The organism is Campylobacter sp. (genome assembly GCF_017646085.1).
GTDB lineage: Bacteria > Campylobacterota > Campylobacteria > Campylobacterales > Campylobacteraceae > Campylobacter.
On sequence record NZ_JAGCNF010000015.1, the window covers coordinates 1 to 17,030 of the forward strand.

At 32.4% G+C, this 17,030-nt stretch carries 24 protein-coding genes and 1 tRNA gene; 3 read left to right on the forward strand and 22 right to left on the reverse strand.

The genetic code is table 11. The annotated features are described in order from the left end of the window. From J6V67_RS00665 to J6V67_RS07810, 3 genes are all read left to right on the forward strand, one after another. The coding region (locus J6V67_RS00665) for a hypothetical protein (protein ID WP_291857257.1) at window positions 1-378 on the forward strand (378 nt) is incomplete at its 5' end. Between the two features lie 9 nt (window positions 379-387). Next, window positions 388-747, forward strand: a complete 360-nt coding sequence (locus J6V67_RS00670) for a hypothetical protein (protein WP_291857258.1) — start codon at window positions 388-390, stop codon at window positions 745-747. Further along, the gene (locus tag J6V67_RS07810; protein WP_367205685.1) at window positions 725-1,153 is read left to right on the forward strand and encodes a TraX family protein; all 429 of its coding nucleotides are present in this window, start codon (window positions 725-727) and stop codon (window positions 1,151-1,153) included. The genes J6V67_RS00670 and J6V67_RS07810 overlap by 23 nt, the downstream gene beginning before the upstream one ends. Window positions 1,154-1,225: 72 nt before the next feature. Here J6V67_RS07810 and J6V67_RS00675 read toward each other — a convergent pair whose 3' ends face one another. From J6V67_RS00675 to J6V67_RS00780, 22 genes are all read right to left on the reverse strand, one after another. Beyond that, the gene (locus J6V67_RS00675; protein WP_291857260.1) at window positions 1,226-1,495 is read right to left on the reverse strand and encodes a Fic family protein; all 270 of its coding nucleotides are present in this window, start codon (window positions 1,493-1,495) and stop codon (window positions 1,226-1,228) included. Window positions 1,496-1,808: 313 nt separating this feature from the next. Further along, window positions 1,809-2,081: a hypothetical protein gene (locus tag J6V67_RS00680; RefSeq protein WP_086236275.1), complete on the reverse strand. Its 273-nt coding sequence runs from the start codon at window positions 2,079-2,081 to the stop codon at window positions 1,809-1,811. Window position 2,082: 1 nt separating this feature from the next. After that, on the reverse strand, window positions 2,083-2,217 hold the full coding sequence (locus J6V67_RS00685) for an AAA family ATPase (RefSeq protein WP_291857264.1): 135 nt from the start codon (window positions 2,215-2,217) through the stop codon (window positions 2,083-2,085). A 193-nt stretch (window positions 2,218-2,410) separates the two neighbouring features. Then, entirely contained in the window at window positions 2,411-2,749 is a 339-nt protein-coding gene (locus J6V67_RS00690) for a toprim domain-containing protein (RefSeq protein WP_367205686.1), read from the reverse strand. A gap of 2 nt (window positions 2,750-2,751) precedes the next feature. Continuing rightward, window positions 2,752-2,949 carry a hypothetical protein gene (locus tag J6V67_RS00695; RefSeq protein WP_291857267.1) on the reverse strand — a complete coding sequence of 66 codons (198 nt, stop codon included), beginning with the start codon at window positions 2,947-2,949 and terminating at the stop codon, window positions 2,752-2,754. After that, window positions 2,949-3,302, reverse strand: a complete 354-nt coding sequence (locus tag J6V67_RS00700) for a hypothetical protein (RefSeq protein WP_291857269.1) — start codon at window positions 3,300-3,302, stop codon at window positions 2,949-2,951. Before J6V67_RS00700 ends, J6V67_RS00695 begins: the two co-directional genes overlap by 1 nt. 305 nt (window positions 3,303-3,607) lie before the next feature. Continuing rightward, window positions 3,608-4,381, reverse strand: coding sequence for an Arm DNA-binding domain-containing protein (locus J6V67_RS00705; RefSeq protein ID WP_291857271.1), 774 nt, complete (start codon window positions 4,379-4,381; stop codon window positions 3,608-3,610). Between the two features lie 185 nt (window positions 4,382-4,566). After that, window positions 4,567-4,643, reverse strand: a tRNA-Ile gene (locus J6V67_RS00710). 92 nt (window positions 4,644-4,735) lie between these two features. Then, window positions 4,736-6,247: a sodium/proline symporter PutP gene (gene putP, locus J6V67_RS00715; RefSeq protein WP_291857273.1), complete on the reverse strand. Its 1,512-nt coding sequence runs from the start codon at window positions 6,245-6,247 to the stop codon at window positions 4,736-4,738. A 9-nt stretch (window positions 6,248-6,256) separates the two neighbouring features. Continuing rightward, window positions 6,257-8,068, reverse strand: a complete 1,812-nt coding sequence (gene mrdA, locus J6V67_RS00720) for a penicillin-binding protein 2 (RefSeq protein ID WP_291857274.1) — start codon at window positions 8,066-8,068, stop codon at window positions 6,257-6,259. Beyond that, window positions 8,065-8,553: a hypothetical protein gene (locus J6V67_RS00725; protein ID WP_291857277.1), complete on the reverse strand. Its 489-nt coding sequence runs from the start codon at window positions 8,551-8,553 to the stop codon at window positions 8,065-8,067. The genes mrdA and J6V67_RS00725 overlap by 4 nt, the downstream gene beginning before the upstream one ends. Beyond that, window positions 8,520-8,978, reverse strand: coding sequence for an N-acetyltransferase (locus J6V67_RS00730; protein WP_291857279.1), 459 nt, complete (start codon window positions 8,976-8,978; stop codon window positions 8,520-8,522). The genes J6V67_RS00725 and J6V67_RS00730 overlap by 34 nt, the downstream gene beginning before the upstream one ends. Continuing rightward, a complete protein-coding gene (gene yihA, locus J6V67_RS00735) occupies window positions 8,975-9,571 on the reverse strand; it encodes a ribosome biogenesis GTP-binding protein YihA/YsxC (protein WP_291857281.1) in 597 nt (198 codons plus the stop codon). The genes J6V67_RS00730 and yihA overlap by 4 nt, the downstream gene beginning before the upstream one ends. Further along, window positions 9,568-10,041 carry an LptA/OstA family protein gene (locus J6V67_RS00740; protein ID WP_291857283.1) on the reverse strand — a complete coding sequence of 158 codons (474 nt, stop codon included), beginning with the start codon at window positions 10,039-10,041 and terminating at the stop codon, window positions 9,568-9,570. Before J6V67_RS00740 ends, yihA begins: the two co-directional genes overlap by 4 nt. Further along, complete coding sequence (locus tag J6V67_RS00745; RefSeq protein ID WP_291857284.1) at window positions 10,026-10,553, reverse strand: hypothetical protein; 528 nt, start codon at window positions 10,551-10,553, stop codon at window positions 10,026-10,028. Before J6V67_RS00745 ends, J6V67_RS00740 begins: the two co-directional genes overlap by 16 nt. Beyond that, entirely contained in the window at window positions 10,532-11,020 is a 489-nt protein-coding gene (locus J6V67_RS00750) for an HAD family hydrolase (protein ID WP_086269653.1), read from the reverse strand. Before J6V67_RS00750 ends, J6V67_RS00745 begins: the two co-directional genes overlap by 22 nt. Further along, on the reverse strand, window positions 11,017-11,589 hold the full coding sequence (gene hisB / locus J6V67_RS00755; RefSeq protein WP_291857288.1) for an imidazoleglycerol-phosphate dehydratase HisB: 573 nt from the start codon (window positions 11,587-11,589) through the stop codon (window positions 11,017-11,019). The genes J6V67_RS00750 and hisB overlap by 4 nt, the downstream gene beginning before the upstream one ends. Before the next feature lie 8 nt (window positions 11,590-11,597). After that, window positions 11,598-12,425, reverse strand: a complete 828-nt coding sequence (locus J6V67_RS00760; protein ID WP_291857290.1) for a septal ring lytic transglycosylase RlpA family protein — start codon at window positions 12,423-12,425, stop codon at window positions 11,598-11,600. Further along, window positions 12,409-13,605 carry a lytic transglycosylase domain-containing protein gene (locus tag J6V67_RS00765; RefSeq protein WP_291857292.1) on the reverse strand — a complete coding sequence of 399 codons (1,197 nt, stop codon included), beginning with the start codon at window positions 13,603-13,605 and terminating at the stop codon, window positions 12,409-12,411. The genes J6V67_RS00760 and J6V67_RS00765 overlap by 17 nt, the downstream gene beginning before the upstream one ends. Window positions 13,606-13,613: 8 nt before the next feature. Next, entirely contained in the window at window positions 13,614-14,375 is a 762-nt protein-coding gene (locus tag J6V67_RS00770; protein WP_291857295.1) for a TatD family hydrolase, read from the reverse strand. Beyond that, the gene (locus J6V67_RS00775; RefSeq protein WP_291857297.1) at window positions 14,372-15,595 is read right to left on the reverse strand and encodes a response regulator; all 1,224 of its coding nucleotides are present in this window, start codon (window positions 15,593-15,595) and stop codon (window positions 14,372-14,374) included. Before J6V67_RS00775 ends, J6V67_RS00770 begins: the two co-directional genes overlap by 4 nt. A gap of 64 nt (window positions 15,596-15,659) precedes the next feature. Continuing rightward, window positions 15,660-17,030 (reverse strand): DNA recombination protein RecN (locus J6V67_RS00780; protein ID WP_291857300.1); only part of this gene is annotated, 1,371 nt, incomplete at its 5' end.

Below are 17,030 nucleotides of genomic sequence, written 5' to 3' on the forward strand. Positions count from 1 at the left end.
ACACACCAAGCACAAACTCATAAGTTAGAAGTAGCTCAAGATTTTACAGCTCAAGATTTAAGTGATATGAGTTATGCTTTTGCAATTAATAAATTTGAACTAGATAAATCGGCGACAAATTTTAAAGAAGTTGAGATGATAAGCTCTGTGTTAAAACATTCTATTGGCGATGAATATTTATCAACTTCTCAAGGTGGAACAACTGCTTTTCAATCATTAATGAGTTTAGATGATGCTATTAGGCAGTCAAATGAAAGAAACGGAACATTTGCTACTCATAAAGTAAGCTTTTCAATCAAAGCTGATGGTAAAGAGTATAAAAATTTTAACGTATTCCTAGGAGATAATCCTTCTGCTTTTTGTAAAGATTTTGATTAATTAGTTGCAATGGGACAACCTGAAATCATAGAAAACAGATCAAAAGTCAATAAAATGTTTGACTTTATAAAAGATAAAAACTCTGATGGTAAATATAAAAATATTCTAGAGAATGGTTCAAGGTTTGTAAAAAATACTATGAAAGATTTAGCAGAGCAAATGCAACAACTCTCAGCTTTTTCGCCTGAAGCTCAAGCTTTAATTGCTGGATTTGTTAAATCTTATTTCATCGAAAATTCTAATAACAAGATAAATTATAAGCCAAATGATAAAGAATCTGATTTAATAAATCAAGTGAATGATATAAAACAACAATTATTGGGTAAAGACGAGAAAAGTCAAATGGGTGATATTGATATTGCAAAATAAGTTATATTCAATTTTGGTCATAATTTATTCATTTTATTTAGTCTATCTGACTAAATCAGATTATGGGATTAGTGGCGTTATGCTTATTGTGTGCTTTTACTACTACCTAAATTCATACACAAAAATATCAGCATTAAAAAGATTATTCTTCTTAATAAGCATTATGATCTTATTTGTTGTTTTTTATCATTTGACCATATTTAACTCTATTAGTGATTTAATCACTAGTTTTGCTTTATATGAAATTACATATTATCCATTTTATTTCTTAGCACCATTTTTACTTATTTTGTATAACGGAAAATTAGGATATAAAAATTTATATTTTAAAAATATATATCGTTATTTTTACTCAGCACATCTTTTTATTATAGGTTTGACTTTATTTATTTATGACAATATTTAAATATAAATACCGTATTTAGATACATTTATAGCTATAGTCAAGAATCAAATGGCTTTAATCTAGTCTCTTTATTTAGTATAAATTTATTAAAAAACTCTCCAAATATGTAAAATCGCTTTTAATGCCTTCCCTCATATTTTCATAATTTGCCTTTACTAAGGCATCTCTAAAATATTTTGAATATTCTGTAAAAACATTATTATTAATATCAAAACCTTTGTTTTGCAAATATTTAATAGCAAAAACTGCAATAGTGCGTGTATTGCCTTCACGAAATGGGTGAATTTGCCAAATTCCGCTAATAAATTTAGCTACACTCATCGCTTGAGACTCTCTATTCATATTGGCATAATCTTTTTTCTCTCTAATTCAAAATCATACTCTAACAACTCGTTAATCTCATCATAATCAGCATAAATAACGCTTCTGCCGCCTAATATATCCTCATCTTTAGTAATATTTACATCTCTATTTACAATCTAGCTCTTTATATGTTTGCGATTCATCTAGTACTTGATAAAAATATTACGACGGCTTTAGATTATCTACAAGTCCTAATCCTACTGCAATCTCGATATTATTTAAATTTATATTATCATTCTCATCTATTTGTGCATATTGAGCTATGTATTTCATTTTAAGACCTTTTATGATTTTATATCTTACTATGCATAGTTTGAAACAAGATAAATCTTATATATCCGCTAACTGTCATTCCCATCTCCTTTGCTCTAGCTCTTAATAGCTCATTTTCTTCATCATTAAAATATAAATTTATAGCCTTTTGCCTTTTTAGCTTACTTTTTAACTCTTTACTGGTTTTTTTAGCTGAGGCTGTTGTTTGAGCTTGTATAGATGTTACACTTTCGCCTCTAGCAGCATTTATAAATTCATTAGCCTTGTCATTATCTATATTTTTAAATCCCATTTTAAACTCCTAAATTATTCTTAACACTCGATTCAAATTCTCTATAAAATGTATCAAGAGCTAATTTGGTACTTAAATTTAAAGCTAAAGTAGTTTTTCCTACACCGCCTTTTTCATTGATAATTGCAATAATCATTTTTATCCCTTTAATATAATTATTCTATAATTAATTAAATTTATATTATTCATTATAATGCCGTGGATACCAAATTCCATTAATAATCGTTACATACTCAATATCTTTAATCTCGCGATAATTTGGCGTATCAAGGCAATAATTGCAAAATCATCCAAGCATCATATTGCCCTTTTTAGCTTTATTGTAAAGTTCATATATTACACCCTTCTTCATCATAATCGCCACAATTGACAATTTCAGTAATTTGATTATCATTGATAAGCTTTATGATAGCTCTTAATTGAGCTTTTGATTTCTCTTTTGGTTTATACTTGAAATCATTAATTTCAAAAGGCAAATCAGCTAAATTCCACTTGCTATACTTTTCATCATATTCTTCTGGTTCGCATAACTCTAAAATATGCCCAAATGCCCAAGTTATGATATCGCCACCAGCTACTATATGATCTGACTTTTTATCATATTTATTATCAATACCAGAGGCTATAGCTCTTGCAAGCTCAGGTTTTTCTGCTATAAATAATCTCATTTTTAAAGCTCCAATTCTATATTTTTATTTTTTGATCTATTTTTATTATCTTTATTATTTTTATATTTGATATCTTGCTGTATAATACTTTTTATAGTGATTACTGAATGTGCATTTGCACCAGATAATCTTTGATTATCACCGCCCAGCTCGGCAGGTCTTGAGGTGTGAAGGGAGTGGACGGCTTCACCAGTGGTCACTACATCTTTTTTAAGTAGTCTATTAAATTTCTACTTGCTGATATATTTGCGTGAAAAATAATATTTGTACCTTGATTATTTCTAATACTAATATCACCAATTTTATTTTCTATATTAGATAAATGTTTAACTGCTATAAAGTCTTTATCGCTTTTTGCTCTAGGATTTTTAATTATTAGCTCTGGCTCTGTAAGCACTTCATTAATAATTTTTGATACTTCTTTGATATTTTGAAACATTTCTGGGTGATTGGTATATAATTTTTTCAAATCTGCTATAGCTTCTTCAGCGCCTAAAAGCTTTGCTAATCTCTCGCAGAGCTTAAAAATTTCTAACTCGCTATGTTTATTCATCAATAACTCCAGCAAGTTTTATTAATTTTATTATAAATAGCATCATTAACACTCCAATTCTGCTTTTTTATTTTTTGATTTTTTGCAATCATTCTCATCATATTTAACATTATGTGATATAATTGTAATCATAGCCGATGAAATGTTCTTTTGAACCAGTCGCCCGTCAAGACTTTGGGCTTGAGTGTAGGGGGTGTGGGCGTCCCTACCATCGGCTTCTTATATATGACTTCTTTTTTATCTAATTGCCATATTTTTTAATATTTTTCCCATTAGCGTGATATATTTTACTAATTTTTTCATCTTTATATATATGCCAGATTAATAGCAGTTAAGCAAAATAGACTTACGGCTCGTTTTGTTTGTAGAGCCATTTTACTATCTGCCTTTAGTTCTTGGATAAACTCTTTGATTTTGTTATCATCTGTTAAGGCTGGATGTCTAGTATCTAGCTGATGCATTATTTTAAATTTATGCACTGTAGGAAACTCATTGTGCAGAGAATTTATAGGATTGTATTCGATATATCTATCTTTTAGTGCTAGTTCAAAAGTATTGCTAATATGATTTATAAGCCTATGGAGCGTCTCGAGTCTAGAGCTTTGTATCTCGTTTGGTCTAAAAATAACATTGAATATCTCAAGCAGATTGGTGTAGCTGATATTTTTTACATCGGTATTGGCAAATTTGGGATATATATATTTTTTTATAATTAGCTCAACTTTGGTGATATAGCTCTCTTGTAAGCCTTTTTTACGCTTTTGTGCGATATAGCGTTCAAATAGGCTTTTAAATAGATATTTGTCTTTATTCTCTTTAAGATCTAAGCCGTTGATAAGAGAATGCAATAAATCTATCGCATCACGCCTAGCTTCAGCTACGCTATAAATACCCTCACGGAAGTTATGTAGCTTTATAGAAGTCTTTTTGTGTTTTATGTAGAATGTCTTTACCCCTGATGGGTATACAAAGATATAAAGCTCTTTGGGATTGCCTACTGCTTTACTATATCTCTTATCTAATATCTGCAGTTTTCTTATGTCTTTATCTTGCAAATTTGCATTTGATGCTCGGCTCATTTTATATCCTTGATTAGCGTAAAATACTCCTAAGAGTAAAAATACTCCTTAAAATACTAAAAATTATTTTACATTAATCATATCAAAAATTACAACAACTGTAAATAATATGTCTATAAATCCCCTTGCTATCGAGATTTAAATACATTTAGATAAAATAAGATGAACTATTTGAAAGATATTTGTGGTGGGTTTACCAGGACTCGAACCTGGGACCATCCGGTTATGAGCCGGATGCTCTAACCAACTGAGCTATAAACCCACTTGAAATAAGAGTTGAAATTATACAGAATAATTCCTTAAATCTATATAAAACAACTCTACAAATTAAAATTAGACTAGATAAATTTATCTTTAAAGCTGACTTTGTTTATCTCTCATCTTATTAAATTCATCATCAATAACAGATAAATTTGGCTCTTGCGACATTCTTTTTAACATATTGTTATAGCGATTTACCAGCCAGATTACAAGAGATGATAGCAAGAATGCAGGCAATAATTCATAAACTACACTTGATAACCCAAATAGTATCCATAATAAAACAGTTACACCACCGGTTATAATTCCAGCAAGCGCAGATAAGGCACTCATATGGCGTGAATATAAGCTAAATAATAACACAGGTCCAAAGCTCGCACCAAATCCAGCCCACGCATTACCCACAACTCCAAGTACTGTATCGCTAGAATTAAATCCAATAATTGTAGCAATCACAGCTACAATCATAACCGAAATTCGCCCCGTCAATACCTGAGCTCTATCGCTTACATCGTGTTTATAAAAAGCAAAGATAAAATCCCTAGTAACAGAACTAGCGCTAACTAAAAGTTGAGATGATATAGTACTCATAATAGCTGCTAAAACTGCTGAAATAATCACACCTACTATAAATGGATGAAATAAAGTATCACCAAGCTTTAAAAATACAGTCTCTGGATCTGATAGTGTAATGCCATTTTGTGTAAAATATACAAAACCAATAAGCCCACTAGCCATCGCACCAACTAAGCCAATAACCATCCATGAAATTCCAATGCGTCTAGCCGAGCTAAGCTCCTTAGCATCTCTAATAGCCATAAACCGCACAATAATATGTGGCTGACCAAAATAACCAAATCCCCAAGCCAAAAGCCCCAAAATACCTAAAAATGTCTGTCCAGCAAAGATATTTAAATGGTCATAATTTGCTGCGTGACTATACTCATTTAAAAGCGCAAAAAAGCTTGAGCCCTCTGGAATATCAATACTAAAATATGCTACTAATGGGATACAAACCAACACTAAAAACATTAAAATACCTTGGAATGCATCAGTCAGACACACAGCCTTAAACCCACCAAAAAATGTATAAAATACCACTATAAATAGCGTAAGCCCTGCACCAAAGATAAAATCAATGCCAAAGAAACTCTCAAATGTCTTACCCCCAGCAATAATTCCACTACTTACATAAAGCGTATAAAATACCAAAATAAAAATTCCTGAGATTATGCGTAGGACTTTTGTTCTATCCTTAAATCTATTTTCTAAATAATCAGGAATAGTAATGCTATCACCAGAAATTTCAGTATATACTCTAAGTCTACTAGCTAGATATTTATAATTTGCCCATGCACCAATGCTAAGACCTATAGCAATCCATGCATTACAAATTCCACTTAGATATAACGCTCCAGGCAATCCAAGAAGCATCCAACCACTCATATCACTAGCACCAGCACTTAATGCGGTCATAAATGGCCCTAAAGAGCGATTATCTAGCAAGTACTCATTTAAATTTGACTTTTTATTATAAGCTAGGCGACCAATCACCAAAAGCACCGCAAAATATAGCCCAATAGCTAAATAGGTAGTAAAATCCAAATTCTCTCCTTATTTACTGTTTTTTTTCTTTAAATATTTTTCATCTATATAACCCATATCTGCAAGCTTGTCAAAAATTCTAGCAAGTATCGGTCCAGCCGCACCTCCACCGCTTGCACCATGTTCTACTAATACAGTTACTATATATCTAGGATTCTCGTATGGAGCATATCCTGTCATCCATGCATGTGAGCGCTCATAATATTCCATATCAGCCTCTTTTATGCGCACCTTATCTTCTTGACTAATTCCTACTACTTGAGCAGTACCTGATTTAGCCGCTATGGTAACCTTTGATGGGCTTAATACTCTAAATCCTGTACCGCCTGGAATATTAGCTACTGCATGCATTCCTTCTCTTATATATTTTAGAGCTGATTTTTCTTTTTGGCTTAAAATATCTCTAGCGTGCCACTCTTGAGGCACTCCATTGATACTACCAATAAAATGCGGTGTAACATCATGCCCCATTGCAAAAATTGCCGTATCTCTAGCTACTTGCATAGGAGTTGCTAAGAAGCTACCCTGACCTATACTAGTATTAATAGTATCACCTTGATACCATGGCTGATTTAATCTCATCTTTTTCCACTGGGCATCTGGAACAATTCCTATATACTCATTTGGTAGGTCAACTCCAGTTTTAACTCCAAAGCCATAGCGTCTAAGAACTGGCGCCATAATATCAATTCCTACATTATATGCTCCACGATAAAAATATGTATCACAGCTATCACGCAAAGCCTCGACTATAGTCATCATCTCAGAGCCGTAATTTTTCCAGTTTCTAAATTTTCTATCGCCTAGCTCAAGATATGGATCGCAAAGTATCCGTGATGTTGGCGCATATTTTCCACTTTCAAAAAATGCCATACCCATCGCCATCTTTACAACGCTTCCAGGTGGATATAGTGCATTTATTAATTTATTAGTAAATGGATGATCTGGATTATTCATCATCTCATTCCAATCACTTTGACTAATACCAGTTACAAATTGATTTAGATCATACTCTGGCAAGCTTGCTGCTGCTAAAATAGATCCATCAATTCCATCCATAACTACTACCGCACCAGCTGGACGATCAAAAGCTTGATATAGGTACTTTTGCAATTCTAAATCAATAGTTAAAGATATATCAGTGCTGCTTGGTTTAATATAACCAATCTCTTCTACAACTTTATTTAATGCAGTAACTTTAGTAGTTCTTTGACCTTCTACTCCTTGTAAAATTTCATTATAATAGCGCTCAATTCCACTACGACCTGTATAGTTAGTCAGTTTTGAAAGCGGATTTGCCTCTATATCTTTTAAATTTGCCCTACCAACATATCCAATAACATGACTAGCTAGCTCACCTAGTGGATAATGACGGATAGAAACTGGATTTACTGAGGTATTTTCACGCAAATTTAGCCTAGCAAAATGCGGTAAAACTCTATCATAATCTAAAAAATTTACAACATTTACAAAATCTTGTGAATAAGGAGAGTCGTTTTTTATATACTCTCTTTTTAGCTTTGTAGCATTTAAATCTGGAAACACTGAGATTATAAAGTTTATCTCATCATCTAATACTTTTAAATTTCGTCTTAAATGCGGCTTAATAGAGATCTCAAATCCCAATTTATTTACTGCTAAAGGCTGGCCATTTTTATCTAAAATTTGACCACGAACTGGAGCAATATCTTCAGTTTTTATGGCATTTTTCTCAGCAATCTGCTCATAATACTCATTTGATTTAATACTTAAATAATAGATACGAGTAAGCAAAATAATCCATACAAGAGCGATAATCCCATATACAATAGTTAACCTCATAGCACCCGCCCTCTAAATATTACAAGTGCTATTAGTGATTCTATCGCAGCATATAGCAAATACTCATAGCTTAGCTCAAGGCGAGGCTGATTAAGTATATAAAGTGCAATATTGCTCATAGCCAAGGTAAGAATATAGCCTGAAAATACATATATAGTTATTAATAGTTTTCTCCATTTGATATTTGTCTTTAGCCAATCATCAAGAAGATGGTAAAATAACAACCATGCTAAAAGCACCGAGCAAAACTCAAATCCATTTAATTGTTCAGCAAAGAATAAAAAGGCTACAGTTAGATACCATCTTTTATCTTTTACCCCAAGCGTTCGCTCAATCTCATCGCTAAGAATTATTAAATAAGCAAAAAATATCCCTATAAGAGATGGTAAAAATAGCGATGTTAAACTAAATATCTCATAGCCTATAACAGATATACAAAAAAGGCTAAATCTTAGAGATTCTGAATTAGTGCTATTTCGTTGCATACTGGAAAGTGTTTGCATTTTATGCAATCAGCCCAAATTTTTTGCGCTGGAAGCTTTTCTTTAGAAATCTCTTCAAACCCTAAGTTTTTAAAAAATTCACTTCTATAAGTAAGAGTAAAAACTTGAGCAATCTCAAGCTCTCTAGCTTGAGCTAATAAGGTATTTACTAACCCGCTACCTACGCCTTTGCCTCTATAGGCTCCATCGACTATCAAGCTTCTAACCTCAGCTAAATTTGCTGCGTGAATATGAAGAGCGCTATATCCAATGAGCCTATCATCATCAAAAGCCAATGTATATGAGCGAATATTTGTCGCTATTTCATCATCACTTCTAGGCAAAATCACCCCATTTTCAATCTCAGGGCGAACCAAAATCTGCATACTAGCTATATCTTTTAATCTTGCTTTTTTATACTCTATCATTTTACACCAAATACTGCATTATATATCGCTTTTGTCGCTTTATCTATACCGGTTTTTTTACTACTTGAGACTAAAATTGCAGCTGGATCAATCTTTAAAACAGCTGACTTTTGACTCTGGTTTAGTTTATCTGATTTTGTGTAAATATTTAATATATTCTGGTCGGGTCTGACAAATTCATTTAGATACAAACCAAGATTTTCATCTTTTTGAAGCCCTGCATGTCTAGAATCTATCAAATGGATAAAAGCCTTTATACTAATGCGTTCACGCAAATATCTATCTAAATTTTTTTGCCATGCATTATGCATACTTTTACTAACTTTAGCATAACCAAACCCAGGTAAATCCACAAAAATCAATGGGACCTTATCCTCGCCATTATCGACTATAACCTCAAAATAGTTAATTAGCTGAGTTTTGCCTGGTGTAGAACTAGATTTAGCCAAGCCATGGTGATTAGTTAGTGCATTAATAATAGAGCTTTTACCAACATTACTACGCCCTAAAAACGCCACTTCACTTATGCCAAACTCAGGAGAATCATCAACTCCTTGAGCTGAGAGTAAAAACTTAGCACTTACGATTCTCATTTATCTTCTACCTGAAATATAAATTTAACTGGCTTTTTATCCTTACTTTTGACACTATAAACACCTTTTAACTGATCTACTATAATTTCATCACCAAAAATTTTCTTATCACTATCAACTTCATGCAAAAATGCACTACCTTTTAGGGTGTAAATTTGCCCTTTTGGCTCATAGGTTAGCAAATCGCCACTACCATTATACTTTTTACCATCTAGTAAGATACTAAATTTGGCATCACTTATTGCCTCATATTTTTGCGGTTTTCGATTTTTATCAAAGTAAATTTTAACACGATTTGCCGTTAGTGTATCGCTTTTACCTTTTTTAATTAATACATTACCTACAAGTTCTCCAAGCCCCACTTTCTCATCAGCATAGAAGCTATCAGCGCTTACTTCGACCTGATTTGCACTTACTACACCATAAAATAATGCAACAGCTATAAAAGATTTAACTATTTGTAAAACCAACCCTTCACTCCTTTTGCAACGATATGATTACTATCAAGTGCATATATCACGCTTTTTCCTACTATTTTATCACTATTTTGCAATAATTCAAATGGAACACTGCTTAATAATGTTTTCTCCGTCATTAGATACTGAATTTCACTAGAGTTGTAGCGCAAATTGGTATCTAAATTTAGATATCTCACATCGCCAAAAAATGTTATATTATTATCTTTATAAATAGCCTCATTTGAGGTGATGTTGTGTCTATCTTTTTGGATAAAGGTAACATTTGGCTGAATAAATTCATTATAATCATCATAGGCTATAACACTTTTAGATGTAAATTTAGCATATGTATTTGTAGCATTTATCTCATAGCTTATCACTCCATCTGCTTGCATATTTGCTACCTTTATACTGCTGCTTTGCAGGCTAGATTCATATGGGTTTTGCAACATTAACGCCACTACGCTCATACTAAAAAGAGCCACAACAAAATAAAAAATTTTTATAGCCAACGCCCAATCCACTCATCACGTAAATTTTCTCTATCAATGATAATTTCTATCATCTCTCTAACTGCGCCATGACCGCCATTTTTACTTAATTTTATATCTGGAGTAAGCGCTTCAAAAGCATCATTTGGTGCAAAACTAATCGCTACATTTTTTAACAATTTCATATCATTTAAATCATCGCCAATAGCAGCTGCATTTTCTAAGCTTAGTCCTTCTAATTCTAAAATTTCTTTAGCCTTAGCAAGTTTATCGCTTACACCTTGAAAGCAATACTTAATCTCTAATTCTTTGGCTCTATCAGCTACAATTTGAGAGCTTTTACCCGTAATTATGGCCGAAATTTTCCCCATACGATTCCACTGCTGTATGGCAAATCCATCTTTTACATCAAATCTTTTAAATTCATCAGATAAATTAGTCTTATAAAGACCACCATCACTCATACATCCATCAACATCTAAAAATATTATCTCTATCATAATACGCCTTTGGTGCTTGGAATTCCTATCTTATCATTTTTAGCCACAGCCCTACGAAACGCCACAGCAAAAGCCTTAAATGTAGCTTCTGCTATATGGTGAGAGTTTATACCTCTTTGCTTGATTATGTGCAAGGTAATGCCTGAATTCATTGCAAGTGCTCTAAAAAACTCCTCTACAAGCTCACTATCAAAGTTTCCAATCTTTGGATTCATCTGCGATTCATAGACCAAAAAAGGTCTATTAGATAGATCCAAAGCACACTCCACAGCAGCCTCGTCCATAACTACAACTGCATTGCCATATCTCTCCACGCTACCAAGCGGATATAAAGCTTCCTTGATAGCTTGGCCTAGTACGATACCGCAATCTTCTACACTATGGTGATCATCTATATGTAAATCTCCTTTGCAATAAAGCTTAATATCTATTAAAGAGTGCTTTGCAAATGCAGTTAACATATGATCAAAAAATCCAATACCAGTATCTATATCGCTATTACCGCTTCCATAAATTTCAAGCTCTAGACTAATATCAGTCTCTTTTGTTTTTCTTTGTTTTTTTATCATTATATTTCCTAATCTCTGGCTATAAACGCACCTTTAAACTGACCACTAGATATAAAATCACGAGCTTCAGCTTCGCTTCTAAATCCTGTTAAAAATACTCTATAAATTGGCTCACCATTTAAACTATACTCACGAACTGTTGTTTTATAAATTCCGTTTGTATTATCATATTGAGTTTTATAGGTATTTGCTCCAGCTAGGCGTCTAAATGCACCAATTTGCACCATAAAATTACCACCTGTATATGTGTGGGTTTTAGCCGTTTTATTAGCTGGGGTCTCAACCTGTCCATAAAATCCTATAACTTCAAGCCTTACTGGAGCTGTTCCATCAGCAATCATAGCGATTTCAGAAGCTGCAGCTTTAGATAAATCAATAACCCTACCAGCTACAAATGGCCCTCTATCATTTATTCTTACTGTGGTTGTTTTACCATTTTTTAGACTTGTAACTTTAACCATTGTATTCATTGGCAAGGTTTTATGAGCTGCAGTTAGAGCATGCATATTATATGTTTCGCCATTACTTGTTTTTTTACCATGAAAATTTGGTCCATACCAGCTAGCAATACCTGTAGCTGTATCACCTACTTCTACTACTGTTGGGTAATATGTTTTACCATTTATTGTATATGGTCTCATTGTAGCTTCTTGACTACTAGCACCACCATTTGGTATAGTTTCAAAATCTGAACTTGAGTAGTTTGAACCATATCCTGAGCCTAAATAGCCACCTGAATACCCTGAGTTTGAGTAGTGTGGGATACTCTTTGTAGAACATCCGCTAAATAATGCACCTGCTAGTGCTATGACTGATAATTTAGTGAGGTATGACAAGATTTTCTCCTATTGCTAATTTCATATTTGTCTTACTATTTGCCTTTATAATTTCATCTACTTCTACGCCAAATTTGCGTGAAATCATTCCAAGTGTATCACCCTTTTTAACCTGATACTCATAGATTGTTTTAGCATTTGCTGGGACGGCAAGTTTATAGTTTGATTTTATCTTATTTACATTATTATACTCTTTAATATCGCTTGCTTTAATATTTAACTTTTTAGCAATAATTTCAAAAGTATCACCTTTTTTAGTATTATAAATTTTACTCTTTGGCCCCTCTTTATAATTAGCGACAAACTCCTCTTTTTTAATTGTTGGGATATAAATATAATAAGTCTCCCTATTTGGCGGAGTAAAGCTATATCTTAAATGAGTATTATATTTGCTAAGATTTTCTAAACTAAATCCGATAGATACAGCCACATCTCTTAAGCTAGTTCCACCTGGAATTTCAACTCTTTTAATACCTATATATGTAGCTGAATTTAGCATTGAACTATCTTTTGAGATTAGAAAATCACTATCATTTGCCACATATGCCATCATTATAATTTTACGTAGATAATCTCTGCTTTCTAGCGGAAGGTACTTTTTCTTTGGATTTAAAAGCACCATTATATCATCACTTCCAGCTAATTTTATAGCTTTGCTTAATTTTCCCTCTCCTGCATTGTAAGCTAAAATAGCTAGATACCACTTGCCAAATCTATCTTTTAATCTTTCTAAATAATCAATAGCAGCATGTGTAGCTTGTAATGGATCTCGCCTTTCATCTACATACTTATCAACTTCTAAATTATGCAGCTTTGCAGTACTAGGGATAAACTGCCAAATTCCAGCTGCCTTAGCTCCAGAGGTTGCTCTATTTGATAACTTAGATTCTACAATAGCTAAATATAATAAAAAATTTGGAGCATTTCGCTCTTTTAAGACATCTTTTATTATAGCAGCATGCTTATACTCTTTAGTTATTGTATTTATAAATTCTTTCTTTGTCATATCCATTCGAACATTTTTAAGTCGTAAAAAATGCTCATCGTTTATATATTTTGGGTCAATATCAAGCTCTTTTAATATCCTAATTTCTTTTTGAAAATTATCATCTGAAACCATAAACCCAAATGAGCAACTACAGCTTAAAAGTATAAACAAAACTATGGCAAATACTCTCATCTCTCTCCTTAAATTCCAAATAATCTATTTGCATTTTGCGTTGTAATACTCTCAACATCGCTCCTGCTAAGTCCTAAAATATCAGCCATTTTATCAGCTACATATGTCGTAAATGCTGGCTCATTTCTCTTGCCTCTGTGAGGTTCAGGCGTAAGATATGGCGCATCAGTTTCAAGAACAAGTCTATCAAGCGGAATCTTAGGTAAAATTTCAACTAATTTTTTTCCATTTTTAAAAGTTAAAACACCACCTATTCCATAATAAAATTTACTGCTTAATTCAAGCAAAATAGGACTAGCATTAAAACAATGCAAAACCCCGCCAACTAGCCTACTCTCGTACTCTTTTAAAATTTTTAGACTATCCTCATTTGCATCTCTAATATGCACAATAAGCGGCAAACCAAGCTCCACGGCTAATTCAATTTGACTGATAAAAGCCTCTTTTTGTTTGACTTTATAACCATCTATATCTGTTTCTGGCAGTCTAAAATAGTCTAGTCCACACTCGCCTATAGCTATACATTTTGGCTCTTTAGCAAATTTACGCAAAATATCTATATCATACCCATCAATCTCATATGGATGCACTCCAGCTGCAAAGTATATATTTTCATTTGAATTTGCTATTTCTAACGCTTTTGGCAGATCATTTATATCTGCTCCTGGAATTATAATCTTTTGCACCCCATTATCAAATGCACTTTTTATTACGCTACTAATATCATCAAATCTAGCATCATCTAGATGGCAATGTGTATCTATAATCATAAAATTTCTACCCTATTTTTACCATTTAATTTTGCTTTTGTTAAAGCTTTATATCCTATATTTATTGCTTGATCAAATTTGAGCGAATTATCAAAAAGACAAACTCCTACTGAAATAGTTGGGCGAATAGTTGAGGCAACTACCAAATTTGCCACCTTTGATCTAATTTGCGCCATAATTCTTACACTCTCATCAAAGCTAACTTTATCTAAAATCACACCAAATTCACCACCACTAAGGCGTGCTACAATCATTCCCTTTAGCTCACTTCTAAGAATAGATGCTACATGCGCTATAACTCTATCGCATAGATCAAAGCCAAATTTAGCATTTATATCTCTTAATCCATCAATATCAATAATTGCGATACTAAACTCTGCTTTTTGCTCTGCTAAATTTTTTACATAATTAAAAAAATATCGCCTATTAAATAGCTTTGTTAATGGATCATATTTTTTATATAGTTTAATATCAATCTCATCTTGCATAGCCTTTAGATTGCTATCTACTCTATATATAATCTCCTCTTTACTAAAAGGCACAGAGATAAAATCATTTGCACCATTTTTTAGAAATTTTGCCGCCACATCATTATCGCTCGCTGCTACTACGATTAGGCCTAGATGATTTTTATTTTTATTTTGGCGAATTTGACGCATTAAATCAAATCCATTGATAACTGGCATATTGTAGGCTGTTAAAATTAGTTTAATATCTGGATTATCCTCTAAATAATTTAACGCCTCCTCACCATGTGCTGCAGTAAAAACTTTATAAAGTTGTGAATTTAAAATCTCTTTTAGCTGATTTCTCACGCTCATAGACGGTTCGACTATCATAACCTTATAGCTACGATTTCTACATAGTCTATTAATTGTTTCAAAAATATAATTAATCGCATCAAGATTATCTTTTACTACATAATCAACAATATTTTTTTGTATAAAGAGCTTTTTTAAATTCTCATCTACACTACCAGTTAAAATAATAGCTAAAATATTTTTAGATAGTACATAATCAACCACTTCACCATCTGGTGCATCAGGTAAATTAATATCAAGTAAAGCAATAAAAAAGTCATCATTTTCCTCAATAGCCTCAATCGCCTCTGCGTAACTATGTGTTACTACGATATCCATATCAACATGTGCGTTCATCTTTTTGGCTATTAGCTTAGCTAAGGCTTTATTATCCTCGACTATAAGGACTCTCTCACGCATGATAACCCCATCTTAATTTAATATTCAAAGTCTTGATTATACTCAAATTAGACTTTAACACTCATTAAAGCAATAACTTCTTAGCAAATTCGGTCGCCTCTTGCGTTATACTCTCGCCACTTATCATACGTGATAACTCCACTACTCTTTCATCCATGTTTAACTCTTTTGCAGTTGAGCCTTTCGAGCTTTTTTGTACTAAAAAATGGTGATGAGCTTTAGAGCTAAGTTGAGGCTGATGCGATATAGCAAAAATTTGATATAAGCTTGATAATTCTATTAATACATTTGCTATACTCATAGCCTCTTTGCCACTTAGATTAGCGTCTATTTCATCAAGGATTAATACTCCTCCACCAAGACCGCTAATCTTAGCTTCACTAGCGATAAATGCCAATCTTAAGCGATTTATCTCACCACTACTTAGTGTTTTTAAATTTGAGCTATTTAAATTTATATCTACTAAATCAGAGCCATTTATATCTAAATTTTTACTATTTAAACATATATCAACCCTATCCATATATAGATCTTTTAAGTAGCCATTTATCATTAATTCTAGATCTTTTATGACTTTAAGACGCTCTTTTGTTATAGCTTCTAAAGAGCTTTTAAGCTCATTTGATATCTTTGTAAATTTAATCTCTAAATCAGACTTTTGAAACTCTATATTTTCATAATGAGCTAATTCACTCTTTCTTTTTTGTAATATACTTAAACACTCTTCTATACTTCCATATCGTTTGATTAAAGCATTTAGACTCTCTATACGATCTAAAATCTCTTCAATATCTAATCCTTCAAACTCATCAAAATCTACGCTACTTCTAGCAATCTTAAGCTCATTTAATGCATCACTAAAAAATCCACTATCAATTTCACTAATATGCAAAGCATCCATTACTGCTTTTTCATGAGCAAATATCGCCTCAGCCCTACTCCAGGCCTCTTCTATTTTATCTTTTTTACTAAGACGCTTTTTAATGACATTAAGCTCTTCAAATTCACCTACTTTTGGAGCGACTTGCTCAATTTTTTCTATCTCAAATTTAGCAAAATCTCTAAGCTCATCAATCTTTTTTTCCTCTTCATTTATCTTATCAAGATCTTTTTTAACACTCAAAAATTCACTAAATTTCTCTTTAAATTTGATTAAATTCTGATTATGATTTTTAGATTTTTTACTAGCTAAAATATCCAAAAGTCCAAGCAATCTAGAATTTTCAAACTCTGTAATATCCTTCGCACTTAAATATTTTAAATGGCGACTAGCTACTAAATTTAAATTTTTTTTAGATATTGATTGATTATTTATAAAATATCTTGTACTTTTATCCTTTAAAAGCTTAAAGCAGTTTATATCATCTTCTTCGATCCCAAACTCATCTAATCCTAATTTGTAATCTACATCAGCCTCAATGAGTCTAGCCTCACT